The organism is Streptosporangium sp. NPDC000095, from assembly GCF_042899335.1.
In the GTDB taxonomy this organism is placed as follows: Bacteria; Actinomycetota; Actinomycetes; order Streptosporangiales; family Streptosporangiaceae; genus Streptosporangium.
In genome coordinates this window covers 185,766-201,391 of record NZ_JBIAZS010000005.1, presented here as the reverse complement: position 1 = coordinate 201,391, position 15,626 = coordinate 185,766, and the positions used below count along the sequence as shown (strand labels likewise).

The following is a 15,626-nucleotide window of genomic DNA, read 5'->3' as shown; positions in this document are numbered from 1 at the left end:
CCTCCCGCGAGTGAGCGCCCACCGCGCCGGCGGCCCGGATCACCCGCCCCGACACCCGGTCCCGAGGCCCCCTCGACGCCGGCTCCCCTGCGTCGCCCCGAACCCGGGACGCGGTCCTCGCCGGACCCCGGCCCTGGAAGTGCCATGACGGCACGGATCACCGGTAACGACTACCGGAGCCTCACGCCGGCCGCCCTGGGCTCCCTGACACCCTCGCTCCGGGTCAGCGTCGTCGTCCCCGCCTACGGTGACCAGGAGAAACTCGACCTCGCGCTCGCCGGGCTGGCCACCCAGACCTACCCCGCGGCCCTGACCGAGGTGATCGTGGTCGACAACGGCAGCAGCCCGCCGTTGCGGCTGCCCGCGCTGTGTCCCGAGAACACCCGCCTGATCGTCTGCCCCGTCCCCGGCCGCGCCCACGCCAGGAACGCCGGGCTGTCGGCCGCCACCGGCGACGTGATCCACTGGCTCGACTCCGACGTCGTCCTGGACCGCAGGTCGGTCGAGGCGCACATGCGCTGGCACCACGCCGCCCCGTATCTCGTGGTCACCGGATACCTGCGCTTCACCCCGGCGGCGCTGCCGGCCCCCGAGGTGGTCGCCGCCGCCGACGACCTGGCCGAACTCTTCGAGCCCGCCGAGCCGCACGCCTGGCTGGTCGACCTCGTCGAGCGCACCGACGGCCTCACCGCCAACCCGCACCGCGCGTTCAGCATGCACGTCGGCGGCGCGACCTCGGTCAACGCCGCGCTGCTCGCCGCCGCCGGGCCGATGGACACCGACCTGATCCTCGGCCAGGACACCGAGATGGGCTACCGGCTCGCCCAGGCGGGCGCCGTCTTCGTCCCCGAGCCGCTGTCGCGCGCCTTTCACCTGGGCCCGACCATGCGCATGCGCGACAAGGCGCCGATCGACCGGGTCAGCCACGCCTTCGTGGCCGACCGGATCCCGTCCTACCGCTGGCTCCGTTCCCACCCGGCCAGACAGTGGAAGGTGCCGTACGTCGAGGTGGTCGTCGAGCCGGGCGGAACAGGAGGGCCCGGGAAGTACGCCTACGACGAGGTCCGCGCCACCGTCGACGCCGTGCTGGCAGGCACCGTGCCCGACGTCGCGGTCACCCTCACCGGGCCGTGGGACCGCGTCGGCGTCGAGGGGCGCGCCCCCCTGAGAGACCCCGACCTGGACCTGGTGCTGATCCGCGGCCACTACGCCCACGAACCCAGGGTCCGCTTCGCCGCCGAGACCGCCGAGACCGCCGAGACCGCCGAGACCGCCGAGGCTCCCCGGGACCGGCCGGGGTCCTCGCCGAGTCCCGCCCCGGCGGTTCCGTACCGTCTCCGGCTGCCCGCGGGGTGGGTGCCGGGCGAGGACACCCTGGCCCGCCTGCTCGACCTGGCCGTGGACGAGGGATACGGCCTGGTCTCGGTACTGCTGGCCGAGGAGGACGGCGCCGGCGTCGACAGCGCTGACGGCACCGACGGCACGGGTTCGGGGCGGGGGGTCGTCGCGGCGCGGCTGGAACGTGCCGCCGCGTTCGCGCGCGCCGCGATCGTGTCGAGGGAGGGGGAGGATCTCGACGACGCCGTGAACGACACCTTCGGCGTGATCTGGGTGGACGCCGAGACCTACGGGTTCGCGCCGGAGGCCCGTGCCCTCACCGGCCGCCGCAGCGCCTACCGGGTCAGGAGCGAGGCGGAGGCCGAGGTGGCGCGCCTCGCCAAAGAGGCGGAACGGCTCCGTGAACAGGTGGTCAAGTGGCGCGACGAGGCGGGTCGCTGGCGCAGGAGCACCGTCGAACTGCGCCGAGAGGTCGGCACCCTGCGCAAGGAGCTGGCGGCGGCCAGGAAGGTCGTCCAGTACGGGCTGCTGTCCTCCGTGAAACGGGTCATCACCCGCCGTCGCTGACGACATGACCGCATCTCGGCCGCCGCTCGTCTCCTGAACGCGGAGCTCCGCGTTCAGGAGACGCCCCGGGGACCTGCGTCCGCGCTCAGCTCCTGAGCGCGGTGCGGAGCCTGCCGAGGAGAGAGCCACGCCCCTCCCGGCGGCTTCCCTCCTGGTGCCGTTCCTGCCCGGGAGCCCGCTCCGCCACGGGTCTCGCGGGTTCCCGTCCCCGATCCGGGGCCGGACTCTCGGACGTGGCCGGAACCCGGGCGGGCGGAGGAGCGGGGATCGGGGAGGCGGGCCAGAACTCCGACCGGTCGCCGCGCCGTACGCCGTGGGTGGCCTCGATCGACGCGGCGACGTCGTCCGCGCCCAGCAGCCTCGCCCGGCCCAGCGCCTCGGTCCGCTCCAGCCTCGCCTCGCCGTCGTCGCCGAGATCGGCGACGAGCATGCCGGAACGGTCGTCCTGCATCACGCGGATCATCCGCTCCAGCGTCTCGCGTCCCAGCGGCACCGAGACCGGGCCCGTGTAGCGGAACGCGATCGGGGCGGGGGTCGCGGAGATCTCGTCGGCGAAGCGTATCCGCTCGTCGTGGGCGAAGTGCTCGCGCAGCAGCCGCAGGTCGAACAGGGGATCGTCCAGCACGGGGCGACGCTCCCCGGACAGTTTCGACCACGGGGCGACCAGGGTGACGATCACGTCGCCGAGTGACCCGTCGAGCGCCGCGCCCACCGCCTCGCGCACCTTCTCCCAGGGCCCGTCGGCGCACAGCACCACCTCCACGTACGGGACCAGCCAGTGACGGCCCCGGTCCTTGCGCAGGTCGCGGCGGAGCGGCACCCGATGGGCCAGGTAGGGGGCGACGACCCGCACCGCCCGCCCCGGGTCGCGCCGCTGGGCGGGAAGCCCCAGGTGGACGGCCTGGGCGGCCATGTCGGGGACGAAGACCACCCCGTGCGCGGCCAGCCGGTAGGCGAACTCGGTGTCCTCACCCCGCAGCACCCCGGGGTCGACCCCGCCCACGGCCTGGAAGATCTCGCGCCGCATCGACACCGTCGGCCCCGTGCACACGTGGTAGGGGTTGCGGCTGGCACGCAGGCCGTCGGTGCGGGAGATCGTCTGCTCGGTGGAGCTGGGCAGGGCGGCCGACAGGTCGAAGAGGGACGCGAGCGAGCCCGCGCGCACGCCCTCGTGGACCCGCGCGGCCGTGAGCGCCGGCTCCTCGACGAACTTCTTCGCACCGATCGTGACCAGGTAGCCGGACAGATGGTGCCAGCGGGCCAGAGCCTCGATGTGCTCGCGGCAGACGACCATGTCGGCGTCGAGGCGCTGGATGATCCGCCCCTCCGCGAGGGCGGCACCGGTGTTCACCGCGTGGGCGATCCCCCAGCCCGAGGAGCCGGTGGTCACGATCCTGGCGCCACTCGGAGCGATCTCCGGCAGCCGCAGCGGCGGGTCGCTGCCGTCGTCGACCACGATCACCTCCATGAGGTGATCGTGGTAGGTCTGCGCGGCCAGGGCGGCGAGGGCGAGGTCGAGCCTGTGCTGCCCGCCGTGGGCCGGAATGATCACGCTCACCGAAAGCTCCGGATCCCACGCGCCGAGCGCGGGCGGGTCCAGGGGTGAGTAGTCGTTGTGCCGGATCGGCGGCAGGTCCGCCGCCGTGCCGCCCGTCATGATGTGGCACCCCTTGTCTCGATTCCCCGTCTGTCAAGCCCTGTCAAGGCTCGCAGACCATATCGGCTGATCCTTAGAGTTCCCTGGAGAGACGCCTGGCTTGTCCATTTGGTGGACATCGCATCCCGGAGCCGAGCGCGTTGCCCGTAGACTCGTTTCCCAATACCGCAGGTAGCACGCGCACGGATCGGCCGTGCGCGGTGAGGAGCAATCATGACCAGGGCGTGGCGTGGCCTCATCGAGGAGTACCGTGACCGACTTCCGGTGACCACGGCGACGCCCGTTGTCACGCTTCTGGAGGGCGGCACCCCGCTCGTCCCGGCGAACCGGGTGTCGGCGCTGACCGGCTGCGAGGTCTATCTGAAGGTCGAGGGCCTCAACCCGACCGGAAGCTTCAAGGACCGTGGCATGACCATGGCGATCAGCAAGGCCGTCGAGGACGGGGCGAAGGCCGTCATCTGCGCCTCGACCGGCAACACCAGCGCCTCCGCCGCCGCCTACGCGGTCCGGGCGGGCCTGACCTGCGCGGTGCTGGTGCCCCGAGGCAAGATCGCGATGGGCAAGCTGGCCCAGGCGCTGGTCCACGGGGCGAGGCTGCTCCAGGTCGAGGGGTCCTTCGACGACTGCCTGGAGATGACCAGGAAGCTGTCGGAGAACTACCCGATCGCCCTGGTCAACTCGGTGAACCCGTTCCGGCTCCAGGGCCAGAAGACCGCCGCCTTCGAGATCGTCGACGCGCTCGGGGACGCCCCCGACATCCACTGCATCCCGGTCGGTAACGCGGGCAACATCTCGGCGTACTGGATGGGCTACACCGAGTACGCCGGGGACGGCGTCGCGACGAGGACGCCGCGGATGTTCGGCTTCCAGGCCAGCGGCGCCGCGCCGATCGTCAACGGCGCGCCGGTGACCCACCCGCACACGATCGCGACCGCGATCCGCATCGGCAACCCCGCCTCGTGGCAGCTCGCCGAGGCCGCCCGCGACGAGTCGGGCGGTGTGATCCAGTCCGTCACCGACCGTCAGATCGCCGCCGCGTACAAGCTGCTCGCCCAGGAGGAGGGCGTGTTCGTCGAGCTCGCCTCCGCCGCCAGCGTGGCGGGCCTCCTCCAGGCCCACGGGCAGGGCCTGGTCGAACCGGGACAGCGCATCGTGTGCACGGTGACCGGAAACGGCCTCAAGGACCCCGACTGGGCCATCTCGGGCGCCCCGACGCCGGTGACGATCCCGATCGACGCGCACGCGGCGGCCACCGCCCTCGAACTCGCCTAGCCGGACCTCAAGCTCGCCCAGTGAACATCACGTGAACCTCAGGAGAAGCGACGTGCCCCTCACGGCCCCCCGAGGACCCCGATGACCGGCGGCACGGCGAAGGTGACCGTCCACGTCCCCGCGACGTCGGCCAATCTGGGGCCCGGATTCGACACGCTGGGGCTCGCTCTCGACCTTCACGACGAGATCGAGGCGGAGCTGTTCGATCCCCAGGGCGGGCCGGACTCCCGAAGCGTCGACATCGTGGTCGAGGGCGAGGGGGCCGCGGAGCTCGACCTGGGCGAGGGGCACCTCATCGTCACCACGATGCGCGCGACCTTTGACGCGATGGGTCTCCCGCGGCCGCGTGGCATCCGGCTGCGCTGTCTCAACCGGATCCCGCACGCCCGTGGCCTCGGCTCCTCGTCCGCGGCGATCTGCGCCGGAATCCTCGCCGCCCGCGCCCTCGCCGCCACCCCGTACGCGCGAGACGACCGTGGCGGGGATCGGTCGCCGGAGGGGCCGCCCGAGCTGACCGACGACGCCGTCTTCGCGCTGGCCACCGAGATCGAAGGGCATCCCGACAACGTGGCGCCGTGCCTGGCCGGCGGGTTCACCGTGGCGTGGACGGACGCCGGGGGCGTGCCGCACCTGGTGCGGCTGCCGCCCCACGAGGCCGTCAGGCCCGTGGTCCTCGTCCCCGCGCACCGGCTGTCCACCGAGGTCGCCCGCGGGCTGCTTCCCAAGGACGTCCCGCACGCCGACGCCGCCGCGAACGCGGGAAGGGCCGCGCTGCTGGTCGCGGCGCTGACCGCCAGACCCGAGCCCGAGTTGCTGCTCGCCGCCACGCAGGACCGTCTCCACCAGGATTACCGCGCACCCGCCATGCCGCGGACCGCCGATCTGGTGCGACGGCTGCGCGAGGCGGGGGTCGCCGCTGTCGTCTCGGGAGCGGGGCCCACGGTTCTTGCGTTTTCAACGGTGAATACGCAGGATTTGATCGCACCGGAAGTGGGTAATGACTGGCACATCCAGCCACTGGATGTCGAAACCAGAGGAGCCCGCGTTGTTTCTCTCGAGACACGCTGACACCTCTTCGACCCTCAGGGAATAGCTGTGTGCGCTGGTGATGTTAGGCTGATAGCCGCACCAGGTGCCCCGCGTTGGGTGCGTGCTTGTCAGCCACACATCGCTGTGCCATGTCTCACCTGGTGAGACATGGGCGCCGCAGTGGCCTCCCCGAATCCGTTGCCTCCGAATGCCCCGTATTTCGGTAGGGGCATTGAGAAGCGGCGTTTAGGGGGGCATGCGCGTTCGAACCACCTCGACATCTGGTTGCCGGTAGCAATCCGGGGGGTGTCCTCCAAGTCCCACCGTCGGCGATTCTCGATGGTGACGGCCTGGATCCGCCCTTCTCCGACAGTGGCGGCGGCTCTCGATGGGCCGTCGAGGATCGCAACGTGCAACCCGACCCGGTCTGTCCCACCGGGTCGATCGCACCACCGGGACGATTGGCTGATCATGGCCACGCCCGACCCCTGGGAAGGACCCATTAGTGAGCGACACCACCGAACTCCTCTCCGACGTCACCGGCACGGCGCCGGCGTCCGGCGACACCCCCACCCGCCCCGCGGCCAAGCCGCGCCGTCGCTCCGGCACCGGCCTTTCCGCCATGGTGCTGCCTGAGCTGCAGGCCATGGCCTCCGGGCTCGGCATCAGCGGGACCGGGCGGATGCGCAAGAGCCAGCTGATCGCGGCCATTCAGGAGAAGCAGGGCGTCTCCACCGAGAGCGCCCAGGCTCCCGCCGCCGTCAAGGAGACACCTGCCGTGGCCGCCCCCGCCGTCGTGGCCGAGCCGGTCGCCGAGCGTCCGGCGCGCACCCGCAGGGAACGGTCCCGTCCCGTCGTGGCCGCCGAGCCCGTCGTGGAGCAGGCGCCCTCCGCCCCCACCCCCGAGCCCGTGGCCGCCGTCGTCGCGCCCGAGCCTGTCGTGGAGCAGCAGACCATCGAGACCGCCCCGGCCGAGGGCCGTGGCGAGCGCGAGAGCCGTCGCGAGCGCGGCGAGCGCCGTGGCCGCAACAGCGAGCGCCGCGAGCGTGGCGAGCGTGGCGACACCCGCCCCGACAACCGGACCGACGGCCGCCCCGACCAGCGCGCCACCGACACCGGCCAGAGCCGTGGCGAGCGGACCAACGACCGTGGCGAGCGGGCCAACGACCGCGGAGACCGTCTCAACGACCGCGGTGACCGCGGTGACCGCGGTGAGCGGACCAACGACCGCGGCGATCGTGGTGACAGGGGCGAGCGAGGCGACCGTGGTGACAGGGGCCCGCAGAACCGAGGCCCGCAGGACCGCAACGACCAGCACGGCGTGGGCGACGACGACGACCGCCGTGGCCGCCGTGGCCGGTTCCGCGAGCGCAACCGCCGTGGCCGCGAGCGGTTCGACAGCAACGAGCCCGTGGTCGGCGACGACGACGTCCTCATCCCGATCGCCGGAATCCTGGACATCCTCGACAACTACGCGTTCGTGCGGACGAGCGGTTACCTGCCGGGCTCCAACGACGTCTACGTCTCGCTGGCCCAGATCCGTCGCAACGGCCTGCGCAAGGGTGACGTCGTCACCGGCGCCGTCCGCCAGCCCCGCGACGGTGAGCGCAGGGAGAAGTTCAACGCGCTCGTCCGCCTCGACACGGTCAACGGCATGGACCCGGAGCAGGCGCGGCAGCGGCCCGACTTCAACAAGCTCGTCCCCCTCTACCCGCAGGAGCGCCTGCGTCTGGAGACCGAGCCGAACATCCTGACCACCAGGATCATCGACATGGTGGCGCCGATCGGCAAGGGCCAGCGCGGTCTCATCGTCTCCCCGCCCAAGGCGGGCAAGACGATGGTGCTCCAGTCGATCGCCAACGCGATCACCCGCAACAACCCCGAGTGCCACCTCATGGTCGTCCTCGTCGACGAGCGTCCGGAAGAGGTCACCGACATGCAGCGGTCGGTGAAGGGCGAGGTGATCCACTCGACCTTCGACCGCCCCGCCGAGGACCACACCACGGTCGCCGAGCTGGCCATCGAGCGCGCCAAGCGCCTGGTGGAGCTCGGCCACGACGTGGTCGTGCTGCTCGACTCGATCACCCGTCTGGGCCGCGCCTACAACCTGGCGGCCCCGGCCTCCGGCCGCATCCTGTCCGGTGGTGTCGACTCCACCGCGCTCTACCCGCCAAAGCGTTTCTTCGGTGCCGCCCGCAACATCGAGAACGGCGGCTCGCTGACGATCCTCGCCACCGCGCTGGTCGAGACCGGCTCCAAGATGGACGAGGTCATCTTCGAGGAGTTCAAGGGCACCGGCAACCTGGAGCTCAAGCTCAACCGGCAGCTCGCCGACAAGCGGATCTTCCCCGCGGTGGACGTCGACGCGTCCGGCACCCGTAAGGAGGAGATCCTCATGGGTAAGGACGAGCTCCAGATCATCTGGAAGCTCCGCCGCGTGCTGCACGCCCTGGACATGCAGCAGGCCCTTGAGCTTCTCCTGGAGAAGATGAGGGAGACCAAGTCCAACGCGGAGTTCCTGCTCCAGGTGCAGAAGACGACGGTCAGCTCCGACCGCGACTGATCGTCCGCCGCACGTCGAACGCCCCGGCCCCTCCGGCCGGGGCGTTCACGTTTTCCAAAGCCCTTGTGTGACCCGGTACTTCGGGATATCCCTACTTCAGGACCCCTTTTCCCCATGACTCTCGTGCCCGGGACGGTCGCGAGTGCGGACGGCACGCGAGGAGGGCGGCGCACCGGGGCGGACGGGCGCGGGGAGACGCCGGGGACAGCGGGAACGGCGGGAACGTCGGGGGCACAGATGACGAGGGTGGGCACCGGGGGCGGAGGAGGCGCATGACGGCCGAGACGCTGGGAGGTACGACCCCGGTCAGGACGCCGCTCAGATGGCGTGTCCCGCTCGGGCCGAACGGTCCCCTGGGCATGCTCGTCGACCCGATGACCTGGCGGGCCGTCCCCTACCTGCTGGTGAGCGTGTTCTACGGTCTCGCCTGCTTCGCGTTCCTCGCGTCCGTGATCCCGGCCTCCCTGGTGATGGTGCTCGTGTGGATCGGGCTGCCGCTGCTCGCCCTGACCATGCTCGCCTGGCGGGGCGCCGCGATGCTGGAGCGCCGGTTCCTGCGCCTGGCCTTCGGCGTCGACATCCCCAGCCCCTACCGGCCCTCCGAGGGCGACAACCTGTTCCTGCGCTGGAAGGACATGTTCGTCGACCCCGCGACCTGGAAGGACCTGCTCTACCTGTTGTTGCTGCTGCCGGTCGGGATCGCGGAGTTCACCGTCACGGCGGTCCTGTGGGTCCTCGGGCTGGGCCTGACGTTCGCGCCACTGCCCCTGCTGCTGGCCGGGCAGCCGATGACACCCATCGGCGGGCTGCCGATCGACAGCGGGCCGAGGGTGCTGCTGTGCGCGTTGATCGGGGCCTGCTTCCTCCTCGCCGCCCTGTACGCGACCCGGGGCATGGCCTGGCTGCACGTCCTGTTCGGCGTCGCCCTGCTGGGGACGAGTGAGAAGAACCGGCTGGCGGCCCGCGCCGCCCACCTGAGGGCCAGCAGGGCCCGCGGGGTGGACGCGGCGGAGGCCGAGCGGCGCCGGATCGAACGGGACCTGCACGACGGCGCCCAGCAGCGGCTGCTGTCCGTGGCGATGGACCTGGGCCGGGCCCAGGCCAAGCTGGACTCCGACCCCGACGCCGCGAGGGAGCTCCTCGCCCAGGCGCACCGGGGCACCAAGGCCGCCATCGCCGAGCTGCGTGACCTCGCCAGGGGCATCCACCCGGCGATCCTCACCGACAGGGGGCTGAGTGCGGCCCTGTCGTCGCTCGCCGCCCGCGCGCCCGTACGGGTGGACCTGTCGGTGGAGGTCTCCCACCGGCCGCCGCCCGCGGTGGAGAGCATCGCCTACTTCGTCGTGGCCGAGTGCCTGAGCAATCTCGCCAAGCACTCCGAGGCCACCGAGGCGTTCGTCCGGGTGAGCCGCGAGGGGCAGCGGGTGATCGTCGAGGTCTACGACAACGGGGTCGGCGCCGCCGTGCCGCGGCCGGGCAGTGGCCTCGCCGGGCTGGCGGACCGGGCCGCGACCATCGACGGCACCCTGAGCGTCGACAGCCCGCTGGGCGGTCCCACGATGATCAGGGCGGAGTTGCCCTGCGAATGGTGAGAACGTGGGACCCATGCGGGTGGTGATCGCCGAGGACTCGGTGCTGTTGCGTGAGGGACTGGCGAGACTCCTGGCGGACGGGGGCATCGAGACCGTGGGGGTGGCGGGCGACGGTCCCGGGCTGGTGGCGGTGGTCGACGAGCACGACCCGGACCTCGCCGTCGTCGACGTGCGGATGCCGCCGACCCATACCGACGAAGGGCTGCGCGCCGCACTGGAGGCGAGGTCCAGGCGGCCGGGGCTGCCGATTCTCGTCCTGTCGCAGTACGTCGAGGAGCAGTACGCCACCGAACTCATCGGCGGCGGCGCCGCGGCGGTCGGCTACCTGCTCAAGGAGCGGATAGCCGACGTGGCCGAGTTCCTCGACGCCGTACGCCGGGTGGCGGCCGGTGGGACGGTCATCGACCCCGAGGTGATCGGACAGCTCCTGAGCCGCCAGCGCAGGGGCGATCCCCTGGAGTCCCTGACCGCGAGGGAGAGCGAGGTCCTGGCGTTGATGGCGGAGGGGCGCTCCAACACCGCGGTCGCCGGACGGATGCTCGTCACCGAGGGCGCCGTGGAGAAGCACATCTCCAGCATCTTCTGCAAACTCGGGCTGGAGCCCGCCGCCGACGATCACCGCCGTGTTCTCGCCGTGCTGGCGTACCTGGGACGGTGACAGCCTGGAGCGCCCGGCTTCCTCGCGGAGGTCCACCTGGCGCGGCCTCCTTGCGGATATCGGGCCAGGCGGGGGCCGTGAGCGGCCTGAAGGGGCAGGTCACGGGGGCGGGGAATGTCTTGTGGCCTGGGATGGTTGGAGGATCTGGCACACTGGTAGCCGAACCGTAGCGGTTCCGGTTCCCGCCCGCGCGCACCTCGGTGTGCTCAGCGCGCAAGCCCTACAGGCGAGAGACAGTGGCGACCCGGCGACCGCGTTTTGGAGAGGAAAAGGCAACATGAAGCCCGACATCCACCCGGAGTACCACGCCACGCAGGTGACCTGCACCTGTGGTAACTCCTTCACCACCCGCAGCACCGCCAAGAACGGCGTGATCCACGCCGACGTGTGCTCCGCCTGCCACCCCTTCTACACGGGCAAGCAGAAGATCCTGGACACCGGCGGCCGGGTGGCGCGCTTCGAGAAGCGCTTCGGCAAGAAGCCCGCGGGCCAGTAGCTCTCATCTCGGCGCCGGCTCGGATAACCCCCTTCGCGGGGCCCGGGTCGGCGTTCGTGGTGATGAGGCAGGCTGACAAGGGCTTTCAAGGAAGGACGCACGGTGAATCTCGACGAGCTGCTCAGTGAGTACGCCGAGCTGGAACTCAAGCTCGCCGACCCCTCCGTGCACGCCGACCAGAAGCAGGCGCGCACCTTCGGCAGGCGCTACGCCGAGCTGACCCCGATCATCGCCACCTACCGCGAGCTTGAGGGCGTCCAGTCCGACCTCGGCACGGCGAGGGAGCTCGCCTCGGAGGACGAGGGGTTCGCCGAGGAGGCGAAGGAGCTGGAGGCCCGGATTCCCGAGCTGGAGGAGAAGCTCAGGCACCTGCTCGTCCCGCGCGATCCCAACGATGACAAGGACATCATCATGGAGATCAAGGCGGGCGAGGGTGGCGAGGAGTCCGCCCTGTTCGCCGGAGACCTCCTGCGGATGTATCTGCGGTACGCCGAGCGGATCGGCTGGAAGACCGAGCTGATCGACGCCACCCACTCCGACCTCGGCGGTTACAAGGACGTCACGATCGCCCTGAAGGCGAGGGGCGACGAGGGCGTCTGGTCGAGGCTCAAGTTCGAGGGCGGCGTGCACCGCGTCCAGCGGGTCCCGGTCACCGAGTCGCAGGGGCGCATCCACACCAGCGCCGCCGGCGTGCTCGTCTACCCGGAGGCCGAGGATGTCGACGTCCAGATCGACCCGAACGATCTCCGTATCGACGTCTACCGCTCCAGCGGACCCGGCGGGCAGAGTGTCAACACCACCGACTCGGCCGTGCGGATCACCCACGTGCCGACGGGTGTCGTCGCCTCCTGCCAGAACGAGAAGAGCCAGCTCCAGAACAAGGAGTCGGCGATGCGCATCCTGCGGGCACGCCTGCAGGCGATCGCCGAGGAGGAGGCGAACGCCGCCGCCATGGCCGAGCGCAAGTCCCAGATCCGCACGGTCGACCGCTCCGAGCGCATCCGCACCTACAACTTCCCCGAGAACCGCATCTCCGATCATCGCGTCGGTTTCAAGGCCTACAACCTCGACCAGGTGCTCGACGGGGATCTCACGGCCGTCATCCAGTCCCTGCTCGACGCCGAGATGGCGGAGAAGCTCGCCGCCCATTCATAGAACGCGCCCATGACCTTTCTGCTGGACGAGATCGCCCTCGCCACCGCCCGGCTCGCCGAGGCAGGTGTGCCGTCGCCGCGCACCGACGCCGAGGAGATCGCCGCGTGTGTGCACGGCGTACGCCGCAGTGAGCTGCACATGGTGAAGGACTCCGACTTCGACGCCCTGTTCTGGGAGGGCGTCGCCCGCAGGGAGTCCCGCGAGCCGCTCCAGCACATCACCGGGCGGGCCTACTTCCGCTACCTGTCCCTGGAGGTCGGGCCAGGCGTGTTCGTGCCGCGCCCGGAGACCGAGGTCGTGGTGGGCTGGGCGATCGATCGGCTGCGGGAGATGGACGTCGCCTCGCCCGTGGTCGTGGATCTCGGCACCGGTTCGGCCGCGATCGCGCTGTCCATCGCCCAGGAGGTCGCGCTCGCCACCGTGCACGCGGTCGAGGTCGATCCCGGCGCCTACACCTGGGCGAAACGCAACATCATCGAACACGGCCAGGGCCGTGTCCACCTGCACCCCGAGGACCTGGCCGACGCCCTCTCGGAGCTGAACGGCCAGGTGGACCTGGTGATCTCCAACCCGCCCTACATCCCGCCGGGCGCGATCCCCCGTGATCCCGAGGTCCGCGACTACGACCCGCACCGCGCGCTGTACGGATCGGGCAGCGACGGCCTCGACGAGGTCAGGGCGGTGGAGCGGACCGCGAGGCGGCTGCTGCGCCCCGGCGGGTTCGTCGCCGTGGAACACGCCGACCAGCAGGGCACTCCGGTCTATCTGATCTTCTCTGAGGAGAACGGCTGGCGCGACGTTCGCAGCCGCCAGGACCTGACTCGCAGGGACCGCTTCGTCACCGCTCGATTCGGCCAGGAATAGGATGCACGCCGTGAGCCGACGTTTTGACTGTATGGATGCCACCCAGCGCGCCACGGGCCTACTCGAGGCCGCGTCCGCCCTCCAGCGGGGGGAGCTCGTGGTGCTCCCGACCGACACCGTCTACGGTGTCGGCGCCGACGCCTTCACGCCCGCCGCGGTCACCGCCCTGCTTGACGCGAAGGGACGCGGTCGTGACATGCCGGTTCCCGTGCTGGTCGGGACCGTCCGGGCCGCGAACGCCCTGGTGGAGAACCTCGGTCCGTACGGCCAGGATCTCATCGACTCCTTCTGGCCGGGACCGCTCACGCTGATCTGCCGGGCGAACCGGTCGCTGTCGTGGGATCTCGGCGACGCCAAGGGCACCGTCGCGATCCGGATGCCGCTGCACGCGGTCGCCCTCGACCTGCTCAAGGAGACCGGCCCGCTCGCCGTCTCCAGCGCCAACCGTTCGGGTGCCCCCGCGGCGACCACCGCTGCCGACGCGGAGAAGCAGCTCGGCGACTCGGTGTCGGTCTATCTCGACGCCGGGCCGTGCGAGAGCGACATCCCCTCGACGATCCTCGATCTGACCACGGCGGTGCCCAGGCTCCTGCGGCGTGGGGCGATCAGCGTGGAGAAGCTGCGCGGCGTGATCGGCTACGTCGCCACGGACGCGGGCCCGGAGCCCGGCGACTGACGGTGAGGGCGGTGTGAGGACACGGGCGAGCGCCTCCACGGGGGCGCCCCGATGTCTGAGCGCGCGTCTCCGGCATATGCCGTGATCCATGCCATCTGATTATCACCGTGACGCCGGGCTGTCTCCCCGGTACCTTGAAGTGGGCCGACACTTCCTGGGAGACGTCCATGGGCAAGTTCGAAGGAATGGACCCCAAGCTGGTCCGCGATCTGTTGTCCGAGGTTCAGCGGGCGGCCGAGCGGATGCGGGACGTCGAAGGCAAGGTCTCGCAGATGATGAGCGGGGCGGGCCTGTCCTCTCAGTCGACCCACAGACCCGTCCAGATCGCCGACGCGTGCGACGTGATGGTCCGCGACGTCTCCGCCCGCGTGGCGCTGCTGGAGAAGAGGGTCAGCCAGAACGGGACGGCGCCCCCCACCGAGCCGAAGGCCGGGGACACGAAGCCCGAGGCGGGTTCCCAGGGCGAGGGCGCGAAGCCGGAGACGGACGCCCAGAACGGTGCCAAGCCCGAGTCGGGCTCTCAGAACGGCGCCAAGCCGGAGAGCGGTTCTCAGAACGGGGCCAAGCCCGAGACCCCGAAGGCGGACGAGCTCAAGCCGGCCGTCGGGGCGGACGACAAGCCCCGCGTCGGCGACCAGTCGGCGGAGGCCACCCAGCGCGACGATCCCAAAGACTCCTCCAAACACGACAGCAAGCCTGACTCCAAGCACGAGTCCAAGCCCGACGGCAAGCACGACTCTCCGAAGGCCGACGAGGCCAAGCCGGAGGCCGGTTCGAAGAGCGACGAGACCTCCCCGCGGGATGAGCGGGACGATCGGAAGGAGACGCGGAAACCCGAGACGTCCGGGGCCGACGACCGGAAACCGGAAACGGGGTCGAAGGCCGACGAGACCTCTCCGCGTGAAGGAGAGAAGGCCAAGGAGGAGCGGGAGGGGGAGAAGTCCAAGGAGGAGCGGGAGGGGGAGAAGTCCAAGGAGGAGCGGGAGAAGCCCAAGGAGACCGCGAAACCGACTGAGACCGCGCCGCGCGAGACCTCCAGGCCCGATCCCACGCCTGAGCCGCCCAAGGCGGAGCAGCCGCGTCCTGAGCCTCCCAGGCCCGATCCGACACCTGAGCCGCCCAAGGCCGAGGAGCCCCGTCCCGAACCTCCCAAGGCGGAGGAACCACGTCCCGAGCCTCCGAAGGCCGAGGAGCCGCGTCCTGAGCCTCCCCGCCCGGACCCCGTGCCGGAGGCTCCGAGGGACGATGCCGTGCCTCCGTCGGAGGTGTACAACCCGGACTCCCAGTCCGTACCGGACGTGCCGAGGGGCGAGGACACCCGGCCGGAGGCCCCCGCACCGGGGCGCGTCCCCGAGATGCCGAACGTCGAGGGCGCGCCCACGCCGGGTGCCCCGAACGCCGAGGGCGCGGAGGTGCCCAGGCAGGATTCCGCGCCCGCGCCGGACGTCCCCAGAACCGAGGGGACGCATCCTGAGACGCCGAGGGTCGAGGATCTGAAGCCCGCGGTTCCCGGACCGGGGGAGAACCCGCAGGGGGGAGGGCAGCCCGTCGACACCGCGCCGCGCGAGACGCCCGACCTCCCGCGTACGCCCGGGGCTCCCAACCCGGACACCGCCCCCGCGCCCGGGGCGCCGCAGGGGGACTCCACGCCCACGCCGGAGCAGCCCAGGGCCGACGACGGGGGGAGGGAGGTCATCAACTCGGGCGACACGACGCCACGCGGGCAGGATTCGACCGGCACCGTGCCGGTGAACGATTC

Annotated in this window: 11 protein-coding genes and 1 pseudogene; 11 read left to right on the top strand and 1 reads right to left on the bottom strand. The window is 71.2% G+C overall.

Annotation, left to right across the window (positions count from 1 at the left end; genetic code table 11):
• The first annotated feature begins 144 nt into the window (after nucleotides 1–144).
• Complete coding sequence (locus ACFY3V_RS14095) at nucleotides 145–1,905, top strand: glycosyltransferase (RefSeq protein ID WP_389773216.1); 1,761 nt, start codon at nucleotides 145–147, stop codon at nucleotides 1,903–1,905.
• 85 nt (nucleotides 1,906–1,990) lie between these two features.
• On the opposite strand, the gene ACFY3V_RS14090 is transcribed toward ACFY3V_RS14095, so the two are convergent.
• Nucleotides 1,991–3,562, bottom strand: coding sequence for a glycosyltransferase family 2 protein (locus tag ACFY3V_RS14090; protein ID WP_389773213.1), 1,572 nt, complete (start codon nucleotides 3,560–3,562; stop codon nucleotides 1,991–1,993).
• Between the two features lie 213 nt (nucleotides 3,563–3,775).
• On the opposite strand from ACFY3V_RS14090, the gene thrC reads away from it, so the two are divergent.
• From thrC to ACFY3V_RS14040, 10 genes and pseudogenes are all read left to right on the top strand, one after another.
• The gene (gene thrC, locus ACFY3V_RS14085; protein WP_350948550.1) at nucleotides 3,776–4,834 is read left to right on the top strand and encodes a threonine synthase; all 1,059 of its coding nucleotides are present in this window, start codon (nucleotides 3,776–3,778) and stop codon (nucleotides 4,832–4,834) included.
• A gap of 81 nt (nucleotides 4,835–4,915) precedes the next feature.
• Complete coding sequence (locus tag ACFY3V_RS14080; protein ID WP_350948551.1) at nucleotides 4,916–5,902, top strand: homoserine kinase; 987 nt, start codon at nucleotides 4,916–4,918, stop codon at nucleotides 5,900–5,902.
• A gap of 466 nt (nucleotides 5,903–6,368) precedes the next feature.
• Nucleotides 6,369–8,426, top strand: coding sequence for a transcription termination factor Rho (rho, locus tag ACFY3V_RS14075; RefSeq protein WP_389773209.1), 2,058 nt, complete (start codon nucleotides 6,369–6,371; stop codon nucleotides 8,424–8,426).
• Between the two features lie 272 nt (nucleotides 8,427–8,698).
• Nucleotides 8,699–10,018 carry a sensor domain-containing protein gene (locus ACFY3V_RS14070; protein ID WP_362897504.1) on the top strand — a complete coding sequence of 440 codons (1,320 nt, stop codon included), beginning with the start codon at nucleotides 8,699–8,701 and terminating at the stop codon, nucleotides 10,016–10,018.
• A 13-nt stretch (nucleotides 10,019–10,031) separates the two neighbouring features.
• On the top strand, nucleotides 10,032–10,676 hold the full coding sequence (locus ACFY3V_RS14065; RefSeq protein ID WP_350948603.1) for a response regulator transcription factor: 645 nt from the start codon (nucleotides 10,032–10,034) through the stop codon (nucleotides 10,674–10,676).
• 277 nt (nucleotides 10,677–10,953) lie between these two features.
• On the top strand, nucleotides 10,954–11,172 hold the full coding sequence (rpmE, locus tag ACFY3V_RS14060; RefSeq protein WP_350948554.1) for a 50S ribosomal protein L31: 219 nt from the start codon (nucleotides 10,954–10,956) through the stop codon (nucleotides 11,170–11,172).
• A gap of 102 nt (nucleotides 11,173–11,274) precedes the next feature.
• The gene (gene prfA, locus ACFY3V_RS14055; RefSeq protein ID WP_350948555.1) at nucleotides 11,275–12,327 is read left to right on the top strand and encodes a peptide chain release factor 1; all 1,053 of its coding nucleotides are present in this window, start codon (nucleotides 11,275–11,277) and stop codon (nucleotides 12,325–12,327) included.
• A gap of 9 nt (nucleotides 12,328–12,336) precedes the next feature.
• The gene (gene prmC / locus ACFY3V_RS14050; RefSeq protein WP_350948556.1) at nucleotides 12,337–13,191 is read left to right on the top strand and encodes a peptide chain release factor N(5)-glutamine methyltransferase; all 855 of its coding nucleotides are present in this window, start codon (nucleotides 12,337–12,339) and stop codon (nucleotides 13,189–13,191) included.
• A 10-nt stretch (nucleotides 13,192–13,201) separates the two neighbouring features.
• Complete coding sequence (locus ACFY3V_RS14045) at nucleotides 13,202–13,867, top strand: L-threonylcarbamoyladenylate synthase (protein ID WP_350948557.1); 666 nt, start codon at nucleotides 13,202–13,204, stop codon at nucleotides 13,865–13,867.
• Nucleotides 13,868–14,034: 167 nt separating this feature from the next.
• Nucleotides 14,035–15,626 (top strand): annotated as a pseudogene (locus ACFY3V_RS14040) (hypothetical protein); the annotation flags it as partial.

Coding starts and splice junctions, on each gene's coding strand:
- ACFY3V_RS14095 (WP_389773216.1), top strand. CDS start 145: ATGACGGCACGGATCACCGGTAACGACTACCGGAGCCTCACGCCGGCC.
- ACFY3V_RS14065 (WP_350948603.1), top strand. CDS start 10,032: ATGCGGGTGGTGATCGCCGAGGACTCGGTGCTGTTGCGTGAGGGACTG.
- ACFY3V_RS14080 (WP_350948551.1), top strand. CDS start 4,916: ATGACCGGCGGCACGGCGAAGGTGACCGTCCACGTCCCCGCGACGTCG.
- rpmE (WP_350948554.1), top strand. CDS start 10,954: ATGAAGCCCGACATCCACCCGGAGTACCACGCCACGCAGGTGACCTGC.
- prmC (WP_350948556.1), top strand. CDS start 12,337: ATGACCTTTCTGCTGGACGAGATCGCCCTCGCCACCGCCCGGCTCGCC.
- ACFY3V_RS14090 (WP_389773213.1), bottom strand. CDS start 3,562: ATGACGGGCGGCACGGCGGCGGACCTGCCGCCGATCCGGCACAACGAC.
- ACFY3V_RS14070 (WP_362897504.1), top strand. CDS start 8,699: ATGACGGCCGAGACGCTGGGAGGTACGACCCCGGTCAGGACGCCGCTC.
- thrC (WP_350948550.1), top strand. CDS start 3,776: ATGACCAGGGCGTGGCGTGGCCTCATCGAGGAGTACCGTGACCGACTT.